The organism is Serratia sp. Res13-Sevr-LER1-36-b (genome assembly GCF_015673035.1).
In the GTDB taxonomy this organism is placed as follows: Bacteria; Pseudomonadota; Gammaproteobacteria; order Enterobacterales; family Enterobacteriaceae; genus Chania; species Chania fonticola_C.
Window position 1 is genome coordinate 55569 of record NZ_JADACK010000017.1, and the last position, 24565, is coordinate 80133.

Genomic DNA, 24565 nt, shown 5'->3' on the forward strand with positions numbered 1-24565 from the left:
CAGTGGCGATAACAGGTAAAAACACTGTTCGACATAAAAGGAGTAATCAATGCGGATAACCTTGGCCCAATTTACCTGCCGTGAAGGGGACATTGCCCATAACCTGGCCGCCGTGCTGGCGCAGATTGAACGTTGCAGCGGCCAAACCGACCTGTTGGTGTTGCCAGAAACACAGCTTACCGGCTTTACCCATCCTGACGGCAATACGGACTACGCGCTGCAACTGCAAGGCCCGGAGCTCGCGCAAGTGGTGGCGGTAAGCCAGCGTACGGGTATTGCCGTCGCCGTGGGGTTTCTTGAGCAGGATGGCGCGCAGTTGTTCAACAGTTCGGTGTTGATCACGCCGGAGCAGGGCATCTATCTGCATTATCGCAAAAGCCATTTATGGACCAACGAACGCGTTGAAGCGCAAGCAGGCGATCGCCTGGTCTGCGGGCTGTGGCGTGGGCGGCGTATCGGCTTACTGATCTGCTATGACATCGAATTCCCAGAGGCATCAAGAGCGTTGGCCTTGATGGGGTGTGATTTGTTGCTGGTTACCGATGGCAATATGGATCCCTATGGTCACGTGCATCGTAACGCTTTGCTGGCTCGCGCTCAGGATAATCAGATGTTTGTGGCGATGGCCAACCGCGCCGGGCATGGGTGTGGGATGCAGTTTGCTGGTGAAAGCCTGGTTGTTGACCCCCTAGGGCGTGAGGTGGCCAGCCTGGGACGTGAGCCGGGAATAGTGCAGGCAGAGCTGGATTTTAGCCTGCTGGAAGCGGCCCGCCGCGAGTACCGTTACCTGGAAGATCGGCGTTTGGCACTCAGTGGGGAGACGCAGTGGCAGCAGCGGGATGATGAACAACGCTGGTGGCCGCTAATTCCGCGTTAACACCGCTTGCTGAAAGGCCAATGGCTTAGGTAAAGTCATAGCCAGATTGGTCACTGTAATTGATAGACTTGCAGCACTCTAAGGAGCCGTACCATGCAATTCCCCGCCCTGAGTAAAAGAATCGTGCCATTGGCTGCGCTGCTGGTGCTGTCGTTGCCCACAGCTTGGGCAGCACAAAACGCCCCAGCCCCGATCCCATCGGCGTTAATCGGCAACTGGAGCGTGACCAAGATCATTCCCACCCAGACCGTGGGCTGTTGGGATGAAAAGCAGGCACAGCAGTTGGTCGGTAATAGTATCAACTATAAAGCAGACGGTTTTACCTGGCATGATCAGCAACTGAGCAATCAGGGAGCGACCACCACCACGGTAGAGGCGCAAGAGTTTGTGGAAGACAACTCGGGCGATAATTGGTACGTCGATTTCCCGATTTTGGGCATCAGTACGCCTTCGGTGCAGCGAGTCATCATTCAGCATCAGGATGTCACCGTACCGGGGATCACCGATCAGGGGACTGAAGGCGTTCCCGGTGATAACGTGTTGGTGAAAGATCGTAATACGCTGATCTTCTCCCAATGCGGCGTGTGGTTTGAGGCGCAACGGCAGAAAAAATAGCTAGATGTCTGACGGTGGGGGCGCCGCTGCGCCCCTATGTTGTGAAACTGCTGGGTATCAGTTCGTCGGTTGGCAATCGGCTATTTCGAGTTTGCGTAACAGCGCAGGAATATCGACGGTGTCTATTTTATCGGCTTGCAGATAGCTCAGCGCATAGTCATGCCAAATACCAGACTCCAGGAACAGGATCATCAATTCACGGTCCAGATGATTATCATTCGTCATGCTGACCAGGATATTGAGTGCCTCAGATAACAGCTTGCCCGGTTTATAAGGCCGATCGGCCGCCGTCAGGGCTTCAAACACGTCGGCGATCGCCATCATACGCACCGGAATGCTCATCTGCTGGCGGGTTAACTGGTAAGGATAGCCTTTGCCATCCATGCGTTCATGATGGCCACCGGCAATCACCGCCACGTTGGCCATGGTGCGTGGGAACGGCAGCTTTTCCAGCATGATGATCGTCTGCATAATGTGCTCGTTGATTTTATAGCGCTCCTCCTCACTCAGGGTGCCTCTGCGGATGCCCAGGTTGTAAATCTCCCCGTGGTTATAGAGTAAGGTCGGCTCTTTGAGTTTGAAGTGATAGCTTTCGGGCAGATGGCTTTTCTCATCGCGGTAGATGATATGTTCTTCTTTATCCGCCAGCAGTGGCTCCTGGGTAGGTAAGGAGGCGGCAGGGCGGCGGTTTTTGCGCGCCAATTCTTCCCGTGCCACGCCTGCGGTGTCATCCAGAGTGCGGGTCCATTGATATTGTGCGATCTGTTGAATGCGTGCGAGCGCGCTGTCAGACAGAAATTCGCCACCGATATTGCACTGGGCAATAAAATAGAAATCCTCATCCAACTGCTGCAACTCATCGCGTAACTGTTGTTCTTCCTGCTCGGTAGCGGGGAGCATAGCGTGCTTGCGCAGGAAGCTAACCTCTTTTTCCCGTTTCAGCACCTCAAAGCGCATCCGCACCTCGTGAATGCGGTCGTAAATCATTTCCAGCTTGGTGGCCTTATCCACTATGGCTTCCGGCGTGGTGATTTTCCCGCAGTCATGCAGCCAGCAGGCGGTGTGTAGTTCCTCCCACTCATTGGCGGAAAGGCTAAAATCGGCGAACGGCCCTTGTTTGGCCTCAACCGCTGCATTGGCCAGCATCTTGGTAATGACAGGTACGCGCTGGCAATGGCCGCCGGTATAGGCGCTCTTGGCGTCGATCGCTCCGGCGATCAACTGAATAAAGGCTCCCATCAGATGCTTTTGTTCTTGCAGCAGATATTGCGTCTCTATCGCTACCGATAAGCTGCCCACCAGAGCATTAATCAGCTGTATTTTGGCTTGCCCATGTTCTGGGCCAGCTTCGGCAGGATTAAACAGCAGCAAGAACCCCATGAGTTGCTTATCATGAGTTTGCATCGGGACAGCCACGTAGCGCAGCGGCAGATGGGGGCCAAAGACCGTAAGCAGTTGGTCGGGGATATTCTCGTCAGTAAAGACTCCGGCAACGGTTTTACCTGCAAGAATTTGCCAAAATGCGCTGGGTTGCTGTGGATCAAACTGCAACGATGCTACCTCCGAGCTGGCCACCTCTTTTCCAGCCCAGTTGCAGGCTATGGGTGAAAAGCAGCCGGGCGTTTTGTCTGACAGGAAAATAATGCCGCCGCTCATGGTCGCGATTTTGCTGGTTTCATTGAGCAAACCCTGCATCTGCTGCGGGAAATTATCCTTGGCGGATAACAGGCTGCCCATCGAGATAAACTGCTTGAGCGTCAGCTTCATTTTGGACATGGCTTTGTGCAGGTCGTCCACTTCTTCAATCACCGAGCGTTCTTCCGCCCGCTCATCAAAATGCAGATTGCTTATGGCATCGGCATCCTGGCGCAGGCGGATCAGCGGCCGGGAAATACGTAGGGAGAAATACCAGACCAGCGGCAGGCTGAGCAGCAGCAACGCAAAGGCGATCAGGGTCGAGCGGTTGCGGATGGCGTTGGCATCGGCGGTAAGATAGGCCGAGGGTGTGGCAATCACCAACTGGTAGCCTTGGCTTTGCCCCTTAAGATCCACAACGGCCCCAAACCAGCTCTGCCCTTGTGCCGTAAATAGGCTGCTTGCGCCGTAATGGGGATCTAGCAACGTTTGCAGCACCGGGATGTGCGCAATGCTGTTCAGCCCATCCAGGCTTTTGGGGTTTTGCGCAGGCAGGCTGGCGATAGCTTCATTGGCAGAGTTAATGATCGCCGCCTGGCTACCCGGCGGCAGGTTTTGTTGAAGAAACAATGAAAGTGAAGCCAGCGAAACGTCCAAACCGATCACAGCATGGCCATCTGGAGCCTGAATGCTATAGGTGAAACCGGTCTCGCCGGTACCTTTGAAGGTATAGAGCGGGGAGGTAATCAGTTGCTGAGTTTTTACCGCCAACTGATACCAGGTACGCTCCCGGGGATCATAATTGTTATACGGCACGATTTTTATCGCCATAACCTGCTGTTTGCCGTCCAAAAAGATACTCTGAACCTGGGGCGAGCTCTCTAAAAAGCGGTAGCTTTGCGCTAGCCACTCGGCATCTTCCGGCGCATTAAATAAAACTCGGTTGGCAGGGGAGAGGCGGCGCAGTATAAAGAAATCGCCGTTGGGATAAGCGCTGTATACCGCGTTGGCATAATCATTTTGCTTGAGTATTTCGACCAGCGGGCCGATAAACGCCATGCGTTGTTCGAGCGTGGTGGCTTCTATTATTGGCATGCGTGCCAGCATATTCACCGACATTTTCATGCTGCGGGTAACGGAGTCCAGCTCCGCAGCAATGGCTTCGCCAGTTTTTTGATACTGCCGGTTGGTGCTGGCCTCGGTCAGTTTGGTGAGTTGGCTGTGGCTGAAAAACACGATCACGCTGCCGATGGAGACAATCAGCAAGGTAAACAGCGCGGCAATCTGGATATGCAGCGGATAGCGGCTTCTCAAACCTGTTATCTTTCCTGCCATGGTGCCCACCTTGGATGCCAATTTTTAGCTTTTTTAAATTATAGACGAAGCCGGAGGTTATCTGATTGTGTGCATCATAATTTATTGGTTTGATTTTAAAGTGAAATTTTTTGTTTCGTAGCTAAATAAACCAATGCGTTATTAAAAAATAAAGCTTTATGAAACAACGGCGACAAAGACAGCACTTTTGTCGCGCGCACGTTGTTCCTGGAACCGTTGAGGCTGTTACTTAACACCAAGCTTCTCCCTCAGTAGTGGCATGTAGCTATCGATGTTATAAGTTTTATCCCCGGTGATGCTGGCGCAGGCGTTATGGGCGTAAATAAAATAACCTACGCCAACGCTTAGGCCTAAATCATTAAGATCGGGCGTTTTGTGGTCTAAAAGGCTATAGCTTTCTGGAATTAAGTGTGTAAAAACATCTTCTGAACCGATATTTAAGACTTCTCTAACAATAATAGACTTGCCCATGGCGAGGTTTAAAGGTGCTCTGGATTTAACAGTGTCATATTGCTCACTCATGCATAGACGGTATTTATCGCACCCAGATAATTTGTTACTCTCACAATAAGCTTTTGACATTTCGGTTAGATTGTCAATATATAAATAAGAGATGTAGTTACTTTTGCACCCAGAGGTGAAAAGTAATAAAAAAAGTATGTAGTTATATTTTTTCAACTTTATTTGACTCCAGCTTAAACATTTCTTCGGCGTTAGCATGTCCGGTATAGGACATGCCCGTCATGCAGTGCGGCGCAATCATCGGAAAATACCAACGTATGTTTGCCATTTTGGTGCTCAAAGAAATAGTAAATCCCTTCTTCTGCCGCCAGGCGATGAATAAAATCGAGATCGCTTTCAGCTTGCCAACACTTAACGTAAACCGCACTCCACTGGCTTTCTTGCTCATCCCTAGCACGCGCTTTCCTTATTTATTACATGAAGATATTCCATTCAATTACAACAAAAAATCCATAGATACATAAATAATATTAATGTATATATGGCGAAATAACAACCAAAGGTGCTGCGTAAATGTGATCCAATACGACAGTGGGTGATTAAAGCGAAGAGTTGTCCTGCCTGGCTTTAGAGCGGATTGGTGCATTACGCCATTTTCATGCGAAATGTCATGGAAACCGATCAAATATAACCACTATATTTACATGGTTATAACCTTACTGACACCTGCCTACGCCAGCCAAGATAAGGAGATAACGTCAACGAAAGCGTGTTTTTTCAGTCAGCCTGTTCGGAAAGGATACCTATGAATCAATTTATCGTTGCGGAATCAGAAGCCTGCATTGGCTGCCGGAGTTGCGAGGTCGCCTGTGTGACTGCGCATCATCAAGGGGCATACCCAAGCAAGCGCGAATATTTTACCCCAAGAGTCAAGGTCATTCAGGGCACCCATGGTAATACTGCCGTGTTCTGCCACCATTGTGAAGATGCGCCCTGTGCCAATGTTTGCCCTACCGGGGCCATTGAACAGAGTGATACCAGCATCCAGGTCAGCCAGGAGAAATGCATCGGCTGCAAAGCCTGCGCGGTCGCTTGTCCGTTTGGCATGATGACGGTAGTGACAGAAACGGTGCAGCCCGCCAATCATCGCCTGGCAGACAGCTACCAGAAGGTTGAGGCACAGAAATGCGACTTGTGCAGCGAGCTAAACCATGAACCTGCCTGTGTACGCGCTTGCCCAACCCATGCACTCAGCCTGGTAGACAACCAAACGTTGCTGGAGCAACAGCGAGAAAAGCGGCTACGTGCTGCGGCGCGCGATCACCATAGCCAACTGTTTGGCAGTGCGGCTAATCAAAGCCCAGAAGCGAAAGCCCCGAAGAAATCAACGCCGATCCGTAATCTGCTGCAACAGCCTCGGGCACCTCGTCTGGAGGCCAGCAAAATCCCGCTAGAGCTGCGCAAAACCAGCTTTGCCGAAATCTACCAACCCTTTAATGAGCAGCAGATCCAGCAGCAGGCCGAACGCTGCCTGAGCTGCGGCAAGCAGAGTATCTGCTCCTGGACCTGCCCGCTGCATAACCAGATCCCGCAGTGGATCAAGCTGGCCAGCCAGGGGCGTATCTGGGAAGCGGCGGAGCTATCACACCAAACCAGCAGCCTGCCGGAAGTGTGCGGCCGGGTATGCCCACAGGATCGACTGTGCGAGCAATCCTGTACGCTCAACGAGCACGGGGGAGCGGTCACTATCGGCAACATTGAGCGTTACATCACTGAAACGGCCTTTGAGATGGGCTGGCGGCCCGATATGTCGGCGGTGAAAGACAGCGGCAAGCGCGTTGCCATTATTGGCGCGGGTCCGGCTGGGCTGGGCTGTGCCGATATCCTGGTGCGCCATGGCATCAAACCGGTCGTATTTGATCGCTATCCCGAAATTGGCGGGTTGCTGACCTTCGGCATTCCGGCGTTCAAACTGAAAAAGGACGTTATGGCCAGAAGGCGTGAGATCTTCAGCGATATGGGGGTGGAATTCCGCTTGAATACCGAGATTGGCAAAGATATATCGATGGAAACCCTGCTTAATGATTACGACGCGCTGTTCCTTGGCGTGGGGACCTATAAATCGATGCGTTCCGGCCTGGAAAATGAAGGTGCGCCGGGAGTGTATGACGCCTTGCCATTCTTGATTGCCAACACCCAACAGCTGATGGGTTATGTCGAAAATCCGAAAAGCCCTTACGTCAATATGGCGGGCAAGCGGGTGATCGTACTGGGGGGCGGTGATACCGCTATGGACTGCGTCCGAACCTCATTACGTCACGGTGCTGAGCGGGTGATTTGTGCCTATCGGCGTGATGAAAAGAGTATGCCGGGTTCGAAAAAGGAAGTGAAAAATGCGCGGGAAGAGGGCGCAGAATTCATGTTCAACCTGCAACCGCTAAGCATAGTGATCGATGAGGAGGGTAAGGTCAGCGGCATTCAAATGCGGCGAACCGAAATGGGGGCTCCAGACAGCCAGGGCCGGCGGCAGGCGGTACCCGTTGAGGGTTCGGAACATATCGTACCGGCGGATGCGGTGATCATGGCCTTTGGCTTTAGCCCGCATCGCATGGGCTGGTTGGCAGAACATAACGTCATGCTGGACAGGCAAGGGCGAGTGGTGGCGCCAACGGTGGCGGGTTATCCGTACCAAACCAGTAACCGCAAGATTTTCGCCGGTGGTGACATCGTGCGCGGCGCCGATCTGATCGTGACCGCCATTGCCGAAGGGCGCAAGGCGGCGGAAAGCATCGGCTATTACCTCAATGTGCTATAGCGCAGCTCAAGGAGAGACGGTATGAATCAGTTTGTCATTGCCGATATGAAACAGTGCATTGGCTGCCGCACCTGCGAGATTGCCTGCGTGATGGCGCATCTGGGGGATAATCCGTTGCCGATGACGGCGGAAAACTTCAATCCTCGCTTAAGGGTGATGAAAACGCTTAGCGTCAGCGTACCGATGCTGTGCCGCCAGTGTGAAAATGCCCCTTGTCTGAACGCCTGCCCAAACGAGGCCATCTATAACCAGGATGGCAGCGTGCAGGTGCTCCAGTCGCGCTGCATTGGCTGCAAGACCTGCATGGTGGCTTGCCCTTATGGCGCGATGGAGGTGGTGGTCAATCAGGGTTATGGCAGCAATGGTGTCGCGTACCAACGGGCCCAGGCGAATAAATGCGATCTGTGTCAGGGGCGCGAAGCGGGGCCAGCCTGTGTTGAGGTGTGCCCAACGGCGGCGTTAACCCTTATCCGGCCAGCAGACCTGCAAGCCATGCAGTTGGAAAAGCAACAGCGCGCGGCCCGTGGTTCTGCGCCGAGCCTGCGGTAAATTATCCATTACCTCACTACAACCCATTCTGCGTGATAATCGCGTGGAATGGGTTTTCTTTAATGATCCCCGCGATGTGGCTAAATGAAACGAATATCGCGGCTTTACCTTTAAACGTGATGATCTTTCAGAAATATTACCACCATGCTGCATGCTATAATTCGTCGATATTCTGCACGGAACCTCTTTGTTAAGGATAAATGACGATGACCCTTTTCCCAGGATTTAAAACCACGCTGTTGGCGGCATCGGTACTGTTAGCCTATTCCGGTGTGGCGCAGGCGCAAGACGTCACGCTCAACGATGTGACGGTCTTTATTCGTGGTGCCGAGCTATTCAACAGCAGCAAAGTGACGCTACCAGCGGGGGAAAGCGAAGTCGTCTTTACCAATATTGCCAGCGGGCTGAATGAACAAAGCCTGATGCTTGATGCCGATAACGGTGTGGTCGTGCAATCTTTCAGCATAAAACGTGATTTTCTTACCGAGCATGTGTCGCCTGAAGTGGAGCAATTAACCAAGCAGATTGATGATGAGGTACGCGAGCAAAGCAAATTGAACGTGCAGCGGGAAGTGATCCAGGCGCAGTTGGCGGTGCTGGAAAGTAACCGGGCGCTGGGTTCGGAGAAAGAGGGCGCTTCCGTTGAGCAGGTTAATCAAATGCTTGAACTGGTCAGCCGTCGCATGAGTGAAGTGCTGCTGGCGGATATCGAGCTTAAAGAGAAGATCGCCGCGATTGACAAGAATATCGAAAAGCTGAAGAGCCAGTTGGACGAAGCTCAGCAGAAGACAGGCCAAACGGTGAATCAGGTGGTGGTGAAGTTTTACACTGCGAAAGCGGTGACCAGCAACGTTAAGCTGTCTTATGTGATCCCGGATGCTGGCTGGGTGCCGACTTACGATGTGCGGGTCAACAGCATTACCCAGCCGGTCAAGTTGAGCTACAAGGCTAATGTGTTTCAGAACAGTGGCATCAATTGGGATAAGGTCAACCTGACGCTTTCTAGCGGCAACCCAAGCGAAGGGGCGCAGGCGCCGAAGTTGCAACCTTGGTATCTCGATTTTTATCAGGACTACTCAAGTTCCAAGATGGCAATGTCGATACCCAGACCGGCACCGGCTCCCGTTGCGGAGATGGCCGCTGGCGCGAATGCTCAAGAGCTTGATGGCGCAATGGCCTCCAGAGCTAAACGCTCCCTCTCTGACTATGTGGTCACCGACGCTGGCGGTGTGAATACCCGCTTTAGCATTTCCCTGCCTTATAACATTGCCTCCGATGGCAAAGGGCATTCGGTCACCATCAAGGATGTGGACGTTCAGGGCGACTACCGCTACGTGGTGGTGCCGAAAATCGAACCTGATGCCTTCTTGCAGGTACAGTTAAAAGACTGGGAGCAGCTTAATTTGTTGCCGGGCAAGTCCAGTATTTTCTTCGAGGGGTCATTTGTCGGCCAGGGGGATATCAATATCGCCGAGGCTAAAGAGACGCTGGATCTTTCATTAGGCCGGGACAAAAAGATTATCGTTAACCGCGAAAACGGCAAGCAGCTGACCTCGAAGGCGGAGTTTTTTGGCAATTCGGTAAGCCAACAGTACGCCTTTGTCACCAGCGTGAAAAATACCCGTAAAGAGCCGATTAAGCTGGTGGTGATGGAACAGATGCCGCTGAGTCGTGATTCGGCAATTACTATCGACGGGCTGAAGTACGACGGTGCCAGCTACGATAAAGACACCGGTAACGTGCAGTGGGCACTGGATTTACCTGCGAATCAGTCCGAGAAGTTCACCCTGTCTTATACGGTGAAATATCCAAAGGATAAGCGCGTTAGCAATTTATAAACATTGCCCTCACCCAAAATGAGAGGGGACTGAACGTGCCACATCAAGGCTATTGCAGTCGTCCTCAATATCAGTTTGGCTAGAGGCCGACTCTTGCACCTGAAAACGGCTCCGTACCAGCTCCCTCGCCCTTTGGGAGAGGGTTGGGGTGAGGGGAAAATTAGCCACCTAATGCCCTTGGACATCAACTTGTGTTGGGAATTACGCCGGTTTAAGACCCGGTTTAAGACCCGGTTCAACCAGGCTGTAAACCTGCTGGTTGAGCGTTGCGCTATTCGCCAACTGATAGACGTGTGCAGCAACGTCCGCACGCATCACAAAGCCATGAACTTCTTGCCCCTGAAAGCGTTGTGCCTTACCGGTAGCGTTGCCGTTCAGCAGCCCGCCGGGGCGCAAGATGGCGTGATCCAGCGTGCTGGTCTGTAACCAACTTTCTGCCAGCGATTTTTCACGTACCGCCTGGCCAAAGCCCGCTTTGGCACGTGGTGACAGAAACGGCCAGCCGTCACCACAGCCCAGAGAGGTGACGAGGATCATGCGCGATATCCCGCACTTTTCCGCCGTATCTATCACTGTCCGGTGGGCCAGATAATCCTGTGCGCCTCCCATTGAGGAGATGATCGTTGCGCTGGTACCAGCAGCTTCGCAAGCGCGAGTGACCGCAATGGCATCACAAGCGTCACCGAGATAAACCTGTACGCCTTTCTCCCGCAGGCGAGCAGCGGCATCAGGATTACGTACCACCGCAACCACCGGATGCTGTTCCGCCAGCGCAAGTTCCAGGGTTAGCGCGCCAACCCCCTTGCCACCAGCGCCAAAAATCAACCATGGTTTCATCGTTCACTCCTGTTAGAGGGTAGCTACCGCAATACGCGGCAGATCCAGTTGTTGGAGCAGCTCATCAAGAGACTGCAGAATATTGCTTGCCCAGAAGCGCCCTTCGTTGGTCAGGCGCAGGCAGGTTGAGGCGTCGCGGGTTAATCCTGCCCGATGCCACTGTGCGAGCAGCGGCTTCAGCTTTTCCGCATGAGGCGTCAGTTCATCAAGCGGAATGCGCGCGTTTTCCACGCCAGCCTGTAACGGTTGACGCCACTGGCTTCGGTTACCTGAGGTACGCATCATCATCATCAGTGGTTTGCGACCCGCGGCGATAGCGTCGTGCCAGCTAGTGAGGTTGCGCTCAATCATCCAGGAATAGCCGTTGACCGAGCCCCCCGCGCCGGAGCCAAAGGCCAGACAGTCTGCACCTTGCTTAATTAGCAGGTTGTACAAATTGCGCTCTCGCGTGGTGCGTGCCCAGTGGCTATTGCTGATACAGCGCCAGCCTGCCTGATCCATGAAATCGCAGCCCTGCAAATAGAGATCGCGCCGCTCGGCAGGTGAGGGAACCGAGGTGCGGCCAGTTTCCACAGCCTTACCCAGAGGCGTATTGGGCAGCAGATTAAGGGCGTAGAGATCGACACCGTCCAGGCCGATATCGCGGGCAATCGCCAGGTCTTCGCCCCAAAGTTTCGCATCCTGACCGGGTAAGCCAAATAGCAAATCGCACACTACGGCAGCACGGTCGCGACGAACTAGCCCTTCCATAAACGCAATGGCGCTTGCACCGTCGGAGGTTCGGGCCATTTTTTTGCGGATTTTGCTATTAAACGACTGAATACCAATCGAAAAGCGATTGGCTCCAGCATCCAGACAGGCGTCAATCCGTTCATCGTCAAAGTTTAGTACCCGGCCCTCGATGGTGATTTCGCAGTCTGGGGCCAGCGGCAGGCGTTCGCGTAGTGTGGTGATGATGCTAGCCAGATCCTGTGCGGCAAGTGCCGAAGGCGTTCCACCGCCAAAATAGACAGCATGGATTGGCGCAGACTGATGAAGTGGGCTGTCCGCTTCCATCTCGATCTCGCGTAGCAGCGCATCGGTGTAGCGGGTGCACCTGTCCTCCTCGAAACGGTTTTGGTAAAAGCCGCAGAAGGTGCAGTGGGTGGCACAAAACGGAATGTGTAGATACACCAGCCGTTTGCGGCTGGGCGCGGACTGGCCGATGACGTTTTGCCAGGTGGGGGCCAGCAGCGATTTTTCCACGGGGATCGCGCCGCGCAGCGGCATCATGGCACGACGATCTTTAAACGGCTGATTGCCTGCCAGTGCAAAATGCGGGGTTAAATCCAGCTCAGTGTCATGTTTCAACTCAAGGTCCTTCAATAGGGCAGAACTGATGGAGACAGGGCTGCAAGGAAGCGCAGCCACTCAGACCTGCCATAGTTTAACTGAAAATGATTACCATTTGCATTTATATACTGACAATCGTCAGTAGAGTCTATCCGGCCAGCAGCCAATTAAATGCAACGTTGATTTGGGTCAAACTTTTCGGCCCCCCGAATTAAATTTTTGTGGCCGCTGCGAACAACCATTGCTAACGCTGGAGTTTATATGTACTATCGCCGCGTTTTCCCATTCATTCACTTTGCAAAGGAGGTACATCATGAATTATCAAGCACTGTTTACCCTTTGCGGGTCGTATCCTCAGGCATAATTACCTGCTCTCCAGGTATTGCTAGGGCTACCGCCCGCCAAATCCAAAAAATTAGATAAAATATTAATCAGGATTGGTTATGAGCAATACTATTGGCTCCGTTACGCCGCGAGTTTCATTGATCGCGTCGGAACACACCTGGATTGAAGGAAATGCAATCCAACAATTAGAAATTACCGCCAAGCTGCCGGATATGGTGCGCGTGGTCGGGATGCCAGATTTGCATCCTGGCCGTGGTTACCCGGTCGGTGCCGCTTTCTTTTCACAACATCGCTTCTACCCGGCGTTAATCGGTAATGACATCGGTTGCGGTATGTCGCTATGGCAAACAGATTTGCTGGCGATGAAACAATCGCTGGATAAGCTGGAAAAAAACCTGGGCAATATTGACGGTCCGCTAGAGGAAGAAGAGTGGGGGGATATTCCGCCAGCGCTTCGCGATTATTCTCGTGCATTAGGCACCATTGGCGGCGGTAATCATTTTGCTGAACTATTACGCATCGACGAAATATATCAGCCGCAGGCCGGTCTCGATAAAAAACGTCTGATGCTGTTGGTGCACAGCGGTTCGCGTGGTTTGGGCCAGCTCATACTGGAACAGCATGTGCGCGCTCATGGGCATCATGGCTTGCTGGAAAATACCGAGGCGGCCAACGATTATTTGCAACAGCATCAACAGGCGCTGGATTTTGCGGGCTTAAACCGGCAACTGATAGCCCAGCGGATATTGCAGCGGTTACGCACTGCTGGCGATTGCCTGCTGGATATCCATCATAACCTGCTGGCGGCGGCCACCATCGAGGGCGTGAGTGGTTGGTTGCACCGTAAAGGGGCTACCCCGTCGGATGAAGGTCTGGTGGTGATCCCCGGTTCGCGCGGTGATTACAGCTATATCGTTCAACCGCTGCCTGCCGCCAGCAGTTTGTATTCGCTGGCGCATGGTGCGGGGCGCAAATGGATGCGCTCGGAGTGTAAAGATCGCTTATCAGCGCGTTTCAGCACCGAGCAGTTGGCCAGAACCCGCTTCGGCAGCCGAGTGATTTGCCGCGATCGCCAACTGATTTATCAGGAAGCGCCAGAAGCTTACAAGCCGATTGATAGCGTAGTGGGGGCCTTGCAGCAGGCCGGGTTGGTCACGTTGGTGGCGCGTATGCAGCCGGTGTTGACCTACAAAACCAGCGGGGGGCAGTGATGATCTTATTACAGATCTCTGCCGCCCAGGGGCCGGATGAATGTTGCCTGGCGGTGAGTTTGGCACTGCGTCAGTTCCACAAAGAGGCTCAGGCCATGCAGGTGGAACTGCATGAGGTTGAGCGGGAAGAGGGGCGCCTGCCCGGCACGTTGCGTTCGGTGCTATTGACGCTTAACGGCGAAGCGGCGGAGCCATTGGCCGCCAACTGGTGCGGGACGTTGCAGTGGATTTGCGAAAGCCCGTGGCGCACTGGGCGCTCCAGAAAGAACTGGTTTATTGGTGCTGCGCGTTTTTCTCCGGCAGCGGTGCCAAAAGAGAGCGAGATCCGTTTTGAGACATTGAAGTCCTCCGGGCCAGGTGGGCAGCACGTGAATAAAACGGAATCGGCTATTCGCGCCACCCATATCGCTAGCGGCATTAGCGTCAAAGTGCAGACCGAGCGCAGCCAACATGCCAATAAACGTTTGGCGTATTTGCTGATCGCTCACCGTTTGGAACAGCTTGAGCAACAGCACCTGGACGAACAGCGTGCTGAACGACGGATGTTTCACCATCAAATAGTGCGTGGTTCACCGGTTCGGGTGTTTAAAGGCGAAAGCTTTACGCCGCTCGCTTAATCAATATCGGCCTGATGGGGCAGGCCGGTAACCCTATAAGAAGAAAAGAAATGGAAACACATAAATATGGTCGGACGTACCATTATCCATTCTCACCGGGCACCACCAGTGACGATCGGATCAATAAACATTATTGGCAAGACATACGGTTAATCCCCTCACTGATCCATACGGAAAAGCTCGATGGTGAGAATAACTGCCTGAATCGGTATGGCGTATTTGCACGCTCCCATGCGGCACCGACGGTTTCTGCCTGGACGCGCCAGATCCGCCAGCGTTGGCAACTGATTAAAAATGACCTGGGCGATATCGAGCTGTTTGGGGAGAACCTGTATGCCACGCATTCGATCGAATATCGTGGCCTGCAACAGGACTTTTATCTGTTCGCCGTACGCTGTAAAGACATGTGGTTGAGTTGGCAAGAAGTGCAGTTCTACGCGGCATTATTTGATTTTGCCTGTGTGCCAGAAGTGGTACAGGATATGCCGCGCCAGACGGAACAAGAATACCGTTCGGCAATACTGGAGCAGGTGGGGGGAGTGGGGAGTTTTGCGCCGCACGACGTACATACCGGCTTGCCCTGTACCATGGAAGGGATTGTCACCCGCAATGCGGCTGAATTCCCGGTGGCTCAGTTTTCCCATAACGTATTTAAGTACGTGCGTAAAAACCATGTGAAAACCGATCGCCACTGGAGAGTGAATTGGCAACGAGCGCGTATGGCGTACGAGTATCAGCAGGAGGATAAACCATGTGGTGCTTAAGTGAAGACAAGCAGTGGGGCAGGCTGGCGGAAAAATTCCGTTGGGTGGCCGACATGCATCAGGTGCCGCAGGATCCCCGCCATCATGCAGAAGGGGATGTGGCAATCCATACCCAGTGTGTGCTGGCGGCACTGACCGAGTCGGCGCAGTTTTTGGCCTTGCCAGAACAACAGCAGGAGCTGGTTTGGGCCGCCGCGCTGCTGCACGATGTTGAAAAGCGCAGTACCACGCGGGTTGCCGACGATGGTTCAGTGACATCACCCAACCACGCTAAACGCGGTGAGCTGACCACACGCTCGATCCTGTATCGGGATATCGTTACGCCTTTTCAACTGCGTGAACAGGTAGCAGCCTTGGTCCGTTTTCATGGTTTACCGTTGTGGATCATGGGGCGGCCATCGCCAGAGCGGGCGCTGTTATTAGCGGCCTTAAGGTTGGATACACGGTTGCTGGCGATGTTGGCACGGGCGGACGTGCTGGGCCGCGAGTGTGACGACCAAAACGGCCTGCTGGATAACATCGAGCTGTTCGAACTGTTTTGTCAGGAGCAGCAATGCTGGGGTCAAGCGCGTCCTTTTGCTAGCGATAACCAGCGTTACCACTATTTGACGCATCCGCTGGCTAGCGTGGATTTTGTTCCTTATGAGCAATTTCAGAGCGAAGTGACGTTGCTCTGTGCGCTGCCGGGAATGGGTAAAGATCGCTATATCGCGCAGCATGCGGCTGGGCTTGAGGTTATCAGCCTGGACAACATCCGCCGGCAACACCGGTTGTCTCCTACCGACAAGAACGCGACCGGCTGGGTCGTGCAGCAGGCCAAGTCGCAGGCAAAAACGCTGCTACGGCGGGGCGAGCCTTTTGTCTGGAATGCTACCAATATTACCCGGCAGTTGCGTAGCCAGTTGGTTGAGTTGTTTATCGCCTATGGCGCAAGGGTGAAGATTGTTTACCTGGAAGTACCGTATGCCCAGTGGCAGCGGCAGAATGCCGAGCGGGAATACAGCGTACCTGCTGAGGCGATGGCGCGGATGCTGAGTAAATTGGAGATCCCGCAAGCGGACGAGGCGCTCGAGGTGGAGTTGCGGGTGCAGGACGCAAGCTAACCAGGTTTGTGCACCCTCAAAGGGTGAGGGTGCCAGCGCGGCATACAGTCCCCTATCCATGTGGATAGGGGACGTCACCCTAGATTAATTCGCGATCACCGTGACTAACAGCGGTGATTCAAACATCGCCTTCGGCGAAATAACCGATTCGTCCCACGGGATTTGCGTTCCGTAGCGCTCCTTCAGTTTCTTCTGCACGGCAGGAGCACCAAAGTTGAATTCACGCACTTTTTGCAGCTTGCCGATTTGAATCCCTAGTGCGCGATCGTAAATTTTCCACACCAACTCTGAGCAATATAACCTCTCATCTGACCAGGAAAACTGCATGTCGTAGGGCTTCCCGGCAAAGCTTTTGGCCTGCTGGCGTATTTTTAGCTGCGCGGACGGCGTCATCATTTGCTTGGCGTTCTTGAGGCGTTTGACGACAAAATGCTTTTTCTCTCCCCGTTCGATCCAGGTGGCCAGCGGCGTGTATTTCACCGTCGATACCGCTTCAAATACGTAAGGCTTGCCATCACGCAGCAGGATGATACCCATGTGGCTGTAACGCGAGCCGGTGGCCTGCTGTATCGCCAGGCTCTGTGCCGAGCGGGAAGTGTGGAAAATGATGTCACCATCCTGCACCGCAGGTAGCTCGCGAGCTTGGCTGACCAGCACGGTCATCAGGCCGATGGTGAGAAACAGAATTGCCCACAGGCGTTTGGTAAAAATCACGTTCAATCCCTCGAAGTTAGAATTTAGCGACTTTATCGGGGCTGTGTGAAGTGAGGATGAAGTGGTAGAGCAAAGATGGGAAGTCGCATTAGTAGCTCTCATGCTTTAATAAAAATAATGATATTTATCAATGCAATAATAACAATTCTATCATTGTGGTTAAAGGGTGCTTAAAGCAGGCCGATAGCTGTTCTATTGATGTTGTCACCTAAATAGGACGAAACCGGATGTTAGGGATCTACCGTATATCGATGAGAATGAAGCTTTTCATTGCTCTGTTTCCACTGCTACTGGCTTTATGCTGGTTTGCCGGGTCGGGTATGAAAACCCGTATCCATACCGAACGTCAGATGGATGTCATCGTTCAGTTAACGGCAATTGCGCGTGGTGCAGGGGATGTGGTGCATGAGCTGCAAAAAGAGCGTGGTATGAGCGCAGGTTACCTGGGCTCTGGCGGTGGGCAGTTTCGCACTGAACTAGCAGATCAACGTAAACTGACAGATGCGGCTATGGCGAAATTTAGCCAACTGTTATCCCAAACGGATAGCAGTGCATTGGAAGGGATTGATACATCGGCGATTCAGTTATTTAACGACCAAACCCAGTTACTGAGCGAGGTGCGTAATAACGTCAGCAATTTAAAGAGTGCGGCGCCACAGGCTATTGGTTTCTATACCAAGACTATCGCCCAGGTGCTGGATTTTGTTGGCGGTATTGGGCATTTGACGACATCGGGCAAAATTGGCCAGGAATTGTCAGCGTATTACAGCCTGCTTAACCTGAAAGAACAGTCGGGAATAGAGCGAGCATTACTCTCGGGTATTTTCTCTAGCGATCGTTTTGGTGATGGGCAATTCCGCCAGTTGAGCGATGTGGTGGGAAAACAAGAGGCCTGGCTTTCTGCGACTCGTCGTTTCAGCACCGCGGAGCAGGCGGCGGCGCTTGATGGCGCATTGCGCTCTACATCGGCAACTGATGCCCTAAAGTATCGTGAGATAGCGCTCGATAAAGTCGCAACCGGTGGATTCAAGGTCAATCCTACCGATTGGTTTAAGGCTCAGACTGTGCGCATTGAAGTGCTGCGTCAACTAGAGAATCAAACCGCTGACACGTTACAAAAGCATGCGGCAGAGTTGTCACGTACGGCACGTAGCGAATGGATGACTTTTCTGTGCATCAGCCTTCTTTCTCTGGCCGTGGCCTTGGCTATAGCCATTGTCGTTGCGCGGAGTATCCATCTGCAACTGCAAGGAACGTTGAAAACGATTGGTGAAATGGAGGGTGATTTGACCCAACGCCTCAGCGTGCCGGGTAGTGATGAGTTGTCAGCACTGAATCATGCCTATAATCAATCCATTGAAAATATTCAGCATATTGTTAAAGAGATTAAATCCGGCTCAGTGATCCTTCACCATGCTAGCAGTGATATCGCCGCGGGCAATCAGGATTTGGCGCAACGTACTGATGAACAGGCGGCATCTATCGTTGAAACTGCGGCAAGTATGGAACAAATGTCCACGGCGATCTCCCAGACTGCAGATAACGCCCGCGAAGCGGAACAACTCACGCTGGCGATGGAGCGCGATGTCATGCAGGCGAATCACGTGGCGAATGAAGCCAGCCAGAGCATGACGGAGATCCGTAATTCTAGTGAGCAGATTGCACGTATCGTGGCCTCTATTGACGACATTTCTTTTCAGACTAATTTATTGGCGCTCAATGCTGCGGTAGAAGCCGCTCGAGCTGGCGAGTCTGGAAGGGGATTTGCGGTGGTAGCGAGTGAGGTGCGTAACTTATCTCAACGTTGTGCTAAAGAGGCGAGCCAGATCCGGGAGCTGATTAATCAAAATATGGAAAAAATTGCGGAAGGCGTCGCCCGGGTTTCGGCTTCGGGGGTCGCACTAAAGGCGGCAGCAGATAATTCAGGACTGATGAAACAATATGTTAGCGATATCGCTCAGGCCGCAAACGAACAATCATTGGGGGTGGGGCAGGTTCATCTGGCTTTGAATCAACTTGAACAAGTCACACAGCAAAATGCGGCTTTGGTTTCCCAAGCGGCCAGTGCCAGTCAGGTACTGGATAACCAAGCCGCAGCGATGACCAAATTAGTGAATCGGTTCATCGTATAATATTCTCGTTGCAAGGGCGGTGGAAGTAATCCCGCCTCTTGCTCGATCATTCGTTTCGTAGCGTATTTTTATTATTCTTGATACGTCTCCGCTTTCCTGCATGCCGCTTACCGTATATTCCCAGATGTTTTTTCGTGTGAGCGGTATGTCGTTTTGTGCTGCGAGGGTGCATACTATCGCCCCTCCCAAAGGCGGTGGGCAAGGCTTTGGCGTTATCTGACAATAAAAAGGAACGGTGATGGAAAGGCGTAATTTTCTCAAGGGTGCTGCTGCGTTATCTTCTTTTGGGCTGATAAGCCCGGTCTGGTCTGAGTCGCGTAAAACGGACATCCCGGCGTCGACCTGCGTGGACAACAGAAGACGTTTTGTGATGACACAAACGTATAAACTGAAAGCGCCAGCAGGCTCAGAAGGTAAGGCCAATCTGTGGATCCCGGTCCCCGTGGACACCGCCTTTCAGCAACTGAAGCACATTTCTTTTTCTGGCAACTATCAGCAGGCCTACCTCACGGCAAATAATATCTACGCAGCCAAAACGTTGTTTGCTTCCTGGCCGGACTCCAAAGGCCCGATGGAACTCAAGGTGGAAATGCTGATTGAAACCTTGGACTGGGAACCGCTGAAGAGCAACCAACTGGCCGAATGGTACCTCCCGAAAACCGATCTGGTGTTCCCCGCAGAGATACAACCCTATCTGAATGCCACCCCGCATATCCCGGTAGACGGTGTGGTGAAAGAAACGGCGTTGAAGATCGTCGGCGACGAGAAATTACCTTTACAGCAGGCGCGGCTCATTCATGAATGGGTAAGAACCCATATGCATCGAGACGATGCGGTGATTGGCTGCGGGACCGGTGATGTGGGGCAAATCCTTAAGGCCGGTAAGCTGGGCGGCAAATGTACCGATATCAACTCCGTGTTCGTCGCGTTGTGCCGTGCCAGCGGGATCCCCGCGCGTGAGATGTTTGGTATTCGCCTCGGCGCATCCCGCAAGCTGGGGAACTATTCGAAGAAGGCATTTGGCAGCGCTGATGAACAAGGCGTGGCAAAAGTCAGCGGTGGGCAGCATTGCCGGGCGATGTTCTGGCTGGCAGGTTTCGGCTGGTTGCCAGCCGATCCGGCAGACGTCACTAAAATGCGTCTGGCAGAGAAAAAAGAAAACGGCGATGCCGCCGTTGAAGCCGTCAACGATTACCTGTTCGGCAACTGGGAAATGAACTGGGTTGGTTTTAACTACGCCCGTGATTTCGCACTTTCGCCAGAGGCAGAGCAGGGTGATCTCAATAACTTTGGTTACCCCTATGCTGAAGTGGATGGCGACCCGTTAAACTTCTACGATCCGGCCGAATTTAGCTATGACTATGTCTCTGTCGAACAGCGTTAAGGGCAGCGTAGTGACGCTGCTGGCGGCTTTGCTTGCCGCCGCAGCATCGACACTCTGTTGTCTCGGGCCGTTGTTGTATCTGGTGTTTGGTATCTCGGCTGCCGGGCTGACGGGGATCCCTGCGTTATCCTGGTTACAGTGGCCCATGATTATTGTGGCTATCGGGTTGATGCTGCGAGGATTTTGGCGGCTTTATCTGTCGCCGCGCCCGGTCTGCGTGAACGTCGTCAGCCGTCGGGCACTGATTTGGCTTTACTGGCTGTCGGTGCCGTTGCTGTTGGCGTTGATGACCTACCCCTATGTATTACCTTGGATTTGGGAAATGATGGAATGAAGAAGCGCATTTTTCTGCTGTTGGCTCTGGTGTTGATTGCGCCGCGGTTATGGGCAGAGAACCAGAAAGTCACAATTGATATCAAAGCAATGACCTGCTCACTGTGCGTCATCTCCATCAATAAAGCGTTGCGCTCTACTGAGGGTGTGATTAAGGCCAAAGCCTCACTGAAAACGCACCAGGCGGAAGTGATTGTGCCCGAGGGTTTCGACAATCAGGCATTGTTGACGGCAATTTCCCGTACCGGCTATAGCGGCGAAATCCAGGGCGTGGTGCCAGCTCCGTAGTTTTTACCCCGCATTTAACCATTGTGAAAGCAATGCATGAAGCTGTGAGGGTTCCAGTGGTTTATACAGCACCATATAACCCTCACTTTCCGCCTGCTGCAATATCGCCGAATTAAACTCACCGCTTACCATCGCTCCACTGGCCTGCGGGAGCCGGTGGAATAACTCCTGCAAAATGTCGAAGCCACTCTCACCCGAACGCAGGCGCTGATCGCACAAAATGGCCTGGGGGGAGAATCCGCTCTCAAGCTCGGCAAACGCCTCTTGTGCCGAGGCAACGCAGCGAACCGTTACGCCCCAGGCCTGCATCAAGCTTATCCAGGCAGAGGTGACCAGGGGGTCGTCATCGACCACCAGACAGGTACCGGAAAGTGCCCGATGCGCAACCAGGAAGGGCTTCTTATCCATGACTAACGGAGCCTTGACGGGAACAGTATCGCTGGCTGGCAGGCGTAGCCAAAAACGCGAGCCTTTGCCCTCAATCGAACTCATCGCACACTCGACTTTCATCAGCTTCGCACATCTTGCCACCACGGCCAGGCCCAATCCATGCCCGGCGCTATCTATTCGCCAGGCAAGCTCAGGGCGATAGAAGGGGGAGAATATCTGGGATTTTTCGGCATCGGCTACGCCAATCCCCGTATCCCATACTTCCAACAACCAATCCTTACCGCGTAGACGAACTGCGATCAACACCCCACCTTGTTGGGTATAGCGTAATGCGTTGTGTGTCAGGTTGATTAACGACTGCTTGATCAAAGAGAGATCGCCCAATGCCACGCAGCGTTGCCGAGGAAGCCTTGAGCGCAGGGACAAACCTCGGCTATTTGCCTCCTCACGAAACAGCGTGACGATCGACTCGACTAACGGTGCTAAATCCACTTCGGTCTTGGGAACATTGACGGCTTTATTTTCAATGATGGTCAGGTCCAGCAGTGAGTTGAACATTAAATGCAAAGAACGCACGCTTTGTTGCAAATCATGGAGTTGTGGGTTTAACAGGGTATCGCGATTCTTATGGATGATCGCTTCTATCAAGAATCCCATCGCGTGGATAGGTTGACGAAGGTCGTGGCTGGCGGTCGTCAGGAACAGGTTTTTATCCTGCAATGCCCGTTCCGCTTCCTCTTTGGCTACGCGGAATTGCTCAGCCAGCAGGATGCTGTCCTCTTCCAATCGCACCTGCTGAAGGAAGAACGCATGAGAGGTCAAGGCATGGCGATAAATAGCAAAGCCATATAAGAGGTTAAGCAACACAATGATGGGCCAGGTATCACCGTATCGCCAGGGGATTAATAGCAACAAGATCCCCCAACAACTGATGAAAAACCGCTGGAATGCGCCCAGCAGCGGGGTCAGGTGAGTGGCGTTGGCTGCAACGATAGCGGCGATGCTGATGTTGAGCAGCAGAATAAAATCAAAGGAGGGGTTTATGGCCGTCACGGCAATCAGTGAAGACAAGCCGATGCCATGCAGCAATGCCAGCCGATTGACCCAAGGTAGCCACTGGGCCAGCATGGCGGTTTCCGTTGTCGTACTCAGCTTGTGGCGATAGTGGCGATGGCATAACCAGACAATCAGGGAGGCTAGAAAGTACAGCGCAATCCAGCAGACGATCGGGGTTAACGGTAAGTGCAACTGATAGAGCCAGATGGCAAATACGATCCCGACGAAAGGGACCGCATAGATGCTGAATACCAACCGCGCCAACACATGGTTCAGCATTCGAAGCTGCGAGTGCGGGTTGATATCTTGCGTGGTTTTATCACTGATTGGGTTAATCATGGCGTGAAACGGCGCCCCTGTAGCAGCGTAATGGCTTCGATTCGGTTGGTGACGCCCAGCTTGCTGAGGATACTGGTAATATGCTCTTTGATAGTCGGCTCAGACACGGCCAGCGTAAGGGCGATACGTTTATTTGAGAACCCGCGCAGCATCATCGCCAGCACTTCTGTCTGGCGTTGGGTGAGCCCGAATTCCTGCTCATGAGTGGTTGATGGGGGACAACAGGCCAATTCCGAGCTATCTGGAAACCAGAGTTGCCCATTCTGGAGCGCGGTAACGGCAAGATGGAAGGTTTGTGGTGAGTCGTGCTTGTGAACGAAACCGTGCGCCCCAGCCTCCCGAGCTTTATGTTGTACTTGGTTATTTTCATCCCCACTGATGGCCAGCAGGCGAATATTGGCGTCCTGCTGTAGCAACTCTTTAATGAGGTGGAGTGCTGTACCATCAGACAGCCAGAAGTCCAGTACCAACAGGTGAGGGTAGCCGTTCTCTGCGATGCGACTATTGCACTCTTTGCGGCTGGCAGCAACATACACCTGCCTGTAACCACAGTGCGTATTTAAAAAAACGGCAATGCCATTCGCTACCATTGGGTGATCGTCAACGACCAAAGCATAGGGCTTACTCACGTCACTTTCCTTTTGTCGCCAATGTAACGCCTGCATTGATCACGGCATGCCAGATCAGTTGCCTACCCAAACTAGCAATATGGCCACCTTATGTAAACCCTACTTTGGTAGGGTTGTAGTTATATCATGATAAAAATATTCTGATGAAAAGTTAATAAGTGGTTATGGTGATAGGCGGATTCTTAGTTATTATGGCATTGTTAAGAATCATTATCAAATATCATTAATGAAACAGACATGGCGCGCAAGTTTTTCCTGGTTTAGCGCTATTAACAAAGCACTGTTGTTAATAATTGGTGTTGGCGGCACTAATAAATTTCCGAACATCAGGACGAGACACGCGTATATCTATATGGAAGTCGATGGTCATTTTCTGCTTGTCGGATGCAGTAGCATGGGGGGAAGACAAATTCAGTGCATCGTATATGAAGGCCCATATTATACCTAACAAGACCACCAAGGCCGAGGTGCAGGCAATTTATGGTGTGCCGGATGATCAGGACGTGAGTTCAGACGGGAGCGTAGTCTGGAAGTATGAAGCGAGAGGCAACTTGAGCACGGCTTCCTCCATTGTTGGCTACATCCCCGGAGCGGGGGCCGTTTCCAGTGCTCTTGGCATGGCTAACACGGCATCGAATGCTTCAGACAGTGCAGCCAAGGCATCGGCTAAAATGTCAGGCGATACTGAACACCATGGGAAGCGTATTTATATCGATTTCGACAGTAAAGGGATAGTTGACCATTGGTATATGTAACTTGAACTGCGTTAGCTGCAGTTCGGTTTAATAATACTTGGATTGATTTTAACCCGGATGAACCTCCGGGGCATTCCTGCTTATCAGCGATGAAGAATAAAAACACCAGGGAACTCTCATCGTAATGATTTTTTAGAATAACTAACAAGATGGTTTTTCTGTTTCCTCTTAAACCTGCCTTACATCATAACCTCAAGACTAATTAAACTC

At 52.6% G+C, this 24565-nt stretch carries 22 protein-coding genes; 14 read left to right on the forward strand and 8 right to left on the reverse strand.

The genetic code is table 11. The features are described 5' to 3' along the window. Window positions 1-49 precede the first annotated feature (49 nt). Entirely contained in the window at window positions 50-877 is an 828-nt protein-coding gene (locus IMQ33_RS10285; protein WP_196061943.1) for a carbon-nitrogen hydrolase family protein, read from the forward strand. 93 nt (window positions 878-970) lie between these two features. Then, window positions 971-1492 (forward strand): hypothetical protein, encoded by a 522-nt coding sequence (locus tag IMQ33_RS10290; RefSeq protein ID WP_196061942.1) that lies wholly within the window; start codon window positions 971-973, stop codon window positions 1490-1492. A 57-nt stretch (window positions 1493-1549) separates the two neighbouring features. Here the strand turns inward: IMQ33_RS10290 and IMQ33_RS10295 are convergent, their stop codons facing one another. The 3 genes from IMQ33_RS10295 to IMQ33_RS26390 all read right to left on the reverse strand — a co-directional run bounded on the left by IMQ33_RS10295 (window position 1550) and on the right by IMQ33_RS26390 (window position 5394). Then, a complete protein-coding gene (locus IMQ33_RS10295; protein WP_196061941.1) occupies window positions 1550-4462 on the reverse strand; it encodes an HD domain-containing phosphohydrolase in 2913 nt (970 codons plus the stop codon). A gap of 225 nt (window positions 4463-4687) precedes the next feature. Beyond that, a complete protein-coding gene (locus tag IMQ33_RS10300; RefSeq protein WP_196061940.1) occupies window positions 4688-5140 on the reverse strand; it encodes a hypothetical protein in 453 nt (150 codons plus the stop codon). 35 nt (window positions 5141-5175) lie between these two features. Continuing rightward, entirely contained in the window at window positions 5176-5394 is a 219-nt protein-coding gene (locus IMQ33_RS26390) for a contractile injection system protein, VgrG/Pvc8 family (RefSeq protein WP_370575358.1), read from the reverse strand. Between the two features lie 335 nt (window positions 5395-5729). Here IMQ33_RS26390 and aegA point away from each other — a divergent pair, with 335 nt between their 5' ends. The 3 genes from aegA to IMQ33_RS10320 all read left to right on the forward strand — a co-directional run bounded on the left by aegA (window position 5730) and on the right by IMQ33_RS10320 (window position 10126). Further along, window positions 5730-7739 carry a formate-dependent uric acid utilization protein AegA gene (gene aegA / locus IMQ33_RS10310; RefSeq protein ID WP_186580028.1) on the forward strand — a complete coding sequence of 670 codons (2010 nt, stop codon included), beginning with the start codon at window positions 5730-5732 and terminating at the stop codon, window positions 7737-7739. Window positions 7740-7760: 21 nt separating this feature from the next. Next, window positions 7761-8288, forward strand: a complete 528-nt coding sequence (locus IMQ33_RS10315) for a 4Fe-4S dicluster domain-containing protein (RefSeq protein ID WP_065685580.1) — start codon at window positions 7761-7763, stop codon at window positions 8286-8288. Between the two features lie 206 nt (window positions 8289-8494). Then, window positions 8495-10126, forward strand: a complete 1632-nt coding sequence (locus tag IMQ33_RS10320; protein WP_196067756.1) for a DUF4139 domain-containing protein — start codon at window positions 8495-8497, stop codon at window positions 10124-10126. 201 nt (window positions 10127-10327) lie between these two features. Here the strand turns inward: IMQ33_RS10320 and chuY are convergent, their stop codons facing one another. Together chuY and hutW are read right to left on the reverse strand one after the other, a co-directional pair. After that, on the reverse strand, window positions 10328-10963 hold the full coding sequence (gene chuY / locus IMQ33_RS10325) for an anaerobilin reductase (RefSeq protein WP_196061939.1): 636 nt from the start codon (window positions 10961-10963) through the stop codon (window positions 10328-10330). Window positions 10964-10975: 12 nt separating this feature from the next. After that, complete coding sequence (gene hutW / locus IMQ33_RS10330; RefSeq protein WP_196061938.1) at window positions 10976-12313, reverse strand: heme anaerobic degradation radical SAM methyltransferase ChuW/HutW; 1338 nt, start codon at window positions 12311-12313, stop codon at window positions 10976-10978. 425 nt (window positions 12314-12738) lie between these two features. On the opposite strand from hutW, the gene IMQ33_RS10335 reads away from it, so the two are divergent. From IMQ33_RS10335 to IMQ33_RS10350, 4 genes are read left to right on the forward strand one after another with little or no spacing between them, the layout of a single operon-like run. Then, window positions 12739-13851 (forward strand): RNA ligase RtcB family protein, encoded by a 1113-nt coding sequence (locus IMQ33_RS10335; RefSeq protein WP_161713761.1) that lies wholly within the window; start codon window positions 12739-12741, stop codon window positions 13849-13851. Next, window positions 13851-14468: a peptide chain release factor H gene (gene prfH, locus IMQ33_RS10340; protein WP_161738955.1), complete on the forward strand. Its 618-nt coding sequence runs from the start codon at window positions 13851-13853 to the stop codon at window positions 14466-14468. The genes IMQ33_RS10335 and prfH overlap by 1 nt, the downstream gene beginning before the upstream one ends. A 50-nt stretch (window positions 14469-14518) precedes the next feature. Continuing rightward, a complete protein-coding gene (locus IMQ33_RS10345) occupies window positions 14519-15232 on the forward strand; it encodes an RNA ligase family protein (RefSeq protein WP_161738954.1) in 714 nt (237 codons plus the stop codon). Beyond that, complete coding sequence (locus tag IMQ33_RS10350) at window positions 15220-16335, forward strand: AAA family ATPase (protein ID WP_230326707.1); 1116 nt, start codon at window positions 15220-15222, stop codon at window positions 16333-16335. The genes IMQ33_RS10345 and IMQ33_RS10350 overlap by 13 nt, the downstream gene beginning before the upstream one ends. An 84-nt stretch (window positions 16336-16419) precedes the next feature. Here the strand turns inward: IMQ33_RS10350 and IMQ33_RS10355 are convergent, their stop codons facing one another. After that, on the reverse strand, window positions 16420-16998 hold the full coding sequence (locus tag IMQ33_RS10355) for a YiiX family permuted papain-like enzyme (protein ID WP_065685836.1): 579 nt from the start codon (window positions 16996-16998) through the stop codon (window positions 16420-16422). A 278-nt stretch (window positions 16999-17276) separates the two neighbouring features. Here IMQ33_RS10355 and IMQ33_RS10360 point away from each other — a divergent pair, with 278 nt between their 5' ends. The 4 genes from IMQ33_RS10360 (at window position 17277) to IMQ33_RS10375 (ending at window position 21186) form a co-directional block, all read left to right on the forward strand. Continuing rightward, window positions 17277-19181, forward strand: coding sequence for a methyl-accepting chemotaxis protein (locus tag IMQ33_RS10360; protein ID WP_196061937.1), 1905 nt, complete (start codon window positions 17277-17279; stop codon window positions 19179-19181). Window positions 19182-19419: 238 nt separating this feature from the next. Beyond that, window positions 19420-20565 carry a transglutaminase family protein gene (locus tag IMQ33_RS10365; protein WP_196061936.1) on the forward strand — a complete coding sequence of 382 codons (1146 nt, stop codon included), beginning with the start codon at window positions 19420-19422 and terminating at the stop codon, window positions 20563-20565. Continuing rightward, complete coding sequence (locus IMQ33_RS10370; protein ID WP_098930826.1) at window positions 20537-20899, forward strand: mercuric transporter MerT family protein; 363 nt, start codon at window positions 20537-20539, stop codon at window positions 20897-20899. The genes IMQ33_RS10365 and IMQ33_RS10370 overlap by 29 nt, the downstream gene beginning before the upstream one ends. Next, complete coding sequence (locus IMQ33_RS10375; RefSeq protein WP_065685590.1) at window positions 20896-21186, forward strand: heavy-metal-associated domain-containing protein; 291 nt, start codon at window positions 20896-20898, stop codon at window positions 21184-21186. Before IMQ33_RS10370 ends, IMQ33_RS10375 begins: the two co-directional genes overlap by 4 nt. A gap of 3 nt (window positions 21187-21189) precedes the next feature. Here IMQ33_RS10375 and IMQ33_RS10380 read toward each other — a convergent pair whose 3' ends face one another. Beyond that, window positions 21190-22971, reverse strand: a complete 1782-nt coding sequence (locus IMQ33_RS10380; protein ID WP_065685591.1) for a hybrid sensor histidine kinase/response regulator — start codon at window positions 22969-22971, stop codon at window positions 21190-21192. Beyond that, complete coding sequence (locus IMQ33_RS10385; RefSeq protein WP_065685592.1) at window positions 22968-23600, reverse strand: response regulator transcription factor; 633 nt, start codon at window positions 23598-23600, stop codon at window positions 22968-22970. The genes IMQ33_RS10380 and IMQ33_RS10385 overlap by 4 nt, the downstream gene beginning before the upstream one ends. Before the next feature lie 362 nt (window positions 23601-23962). Here IMQ33_RS10385 and IMQ33_RS10390 point away from each other — a divergent pair, with 362 nt between their 5' ends. Beyond that, entirely contained in the window at window positions 23963-24355 is a 393-nt protein-coding gene (locus tag IMQ33_RS10390) for a hypothetical protein (RefSeq protein WP_196061935.1), read from the forward strand. The last annotated feature ends 210 nt before the right edge of the window (window positions 24356-24565 follow it).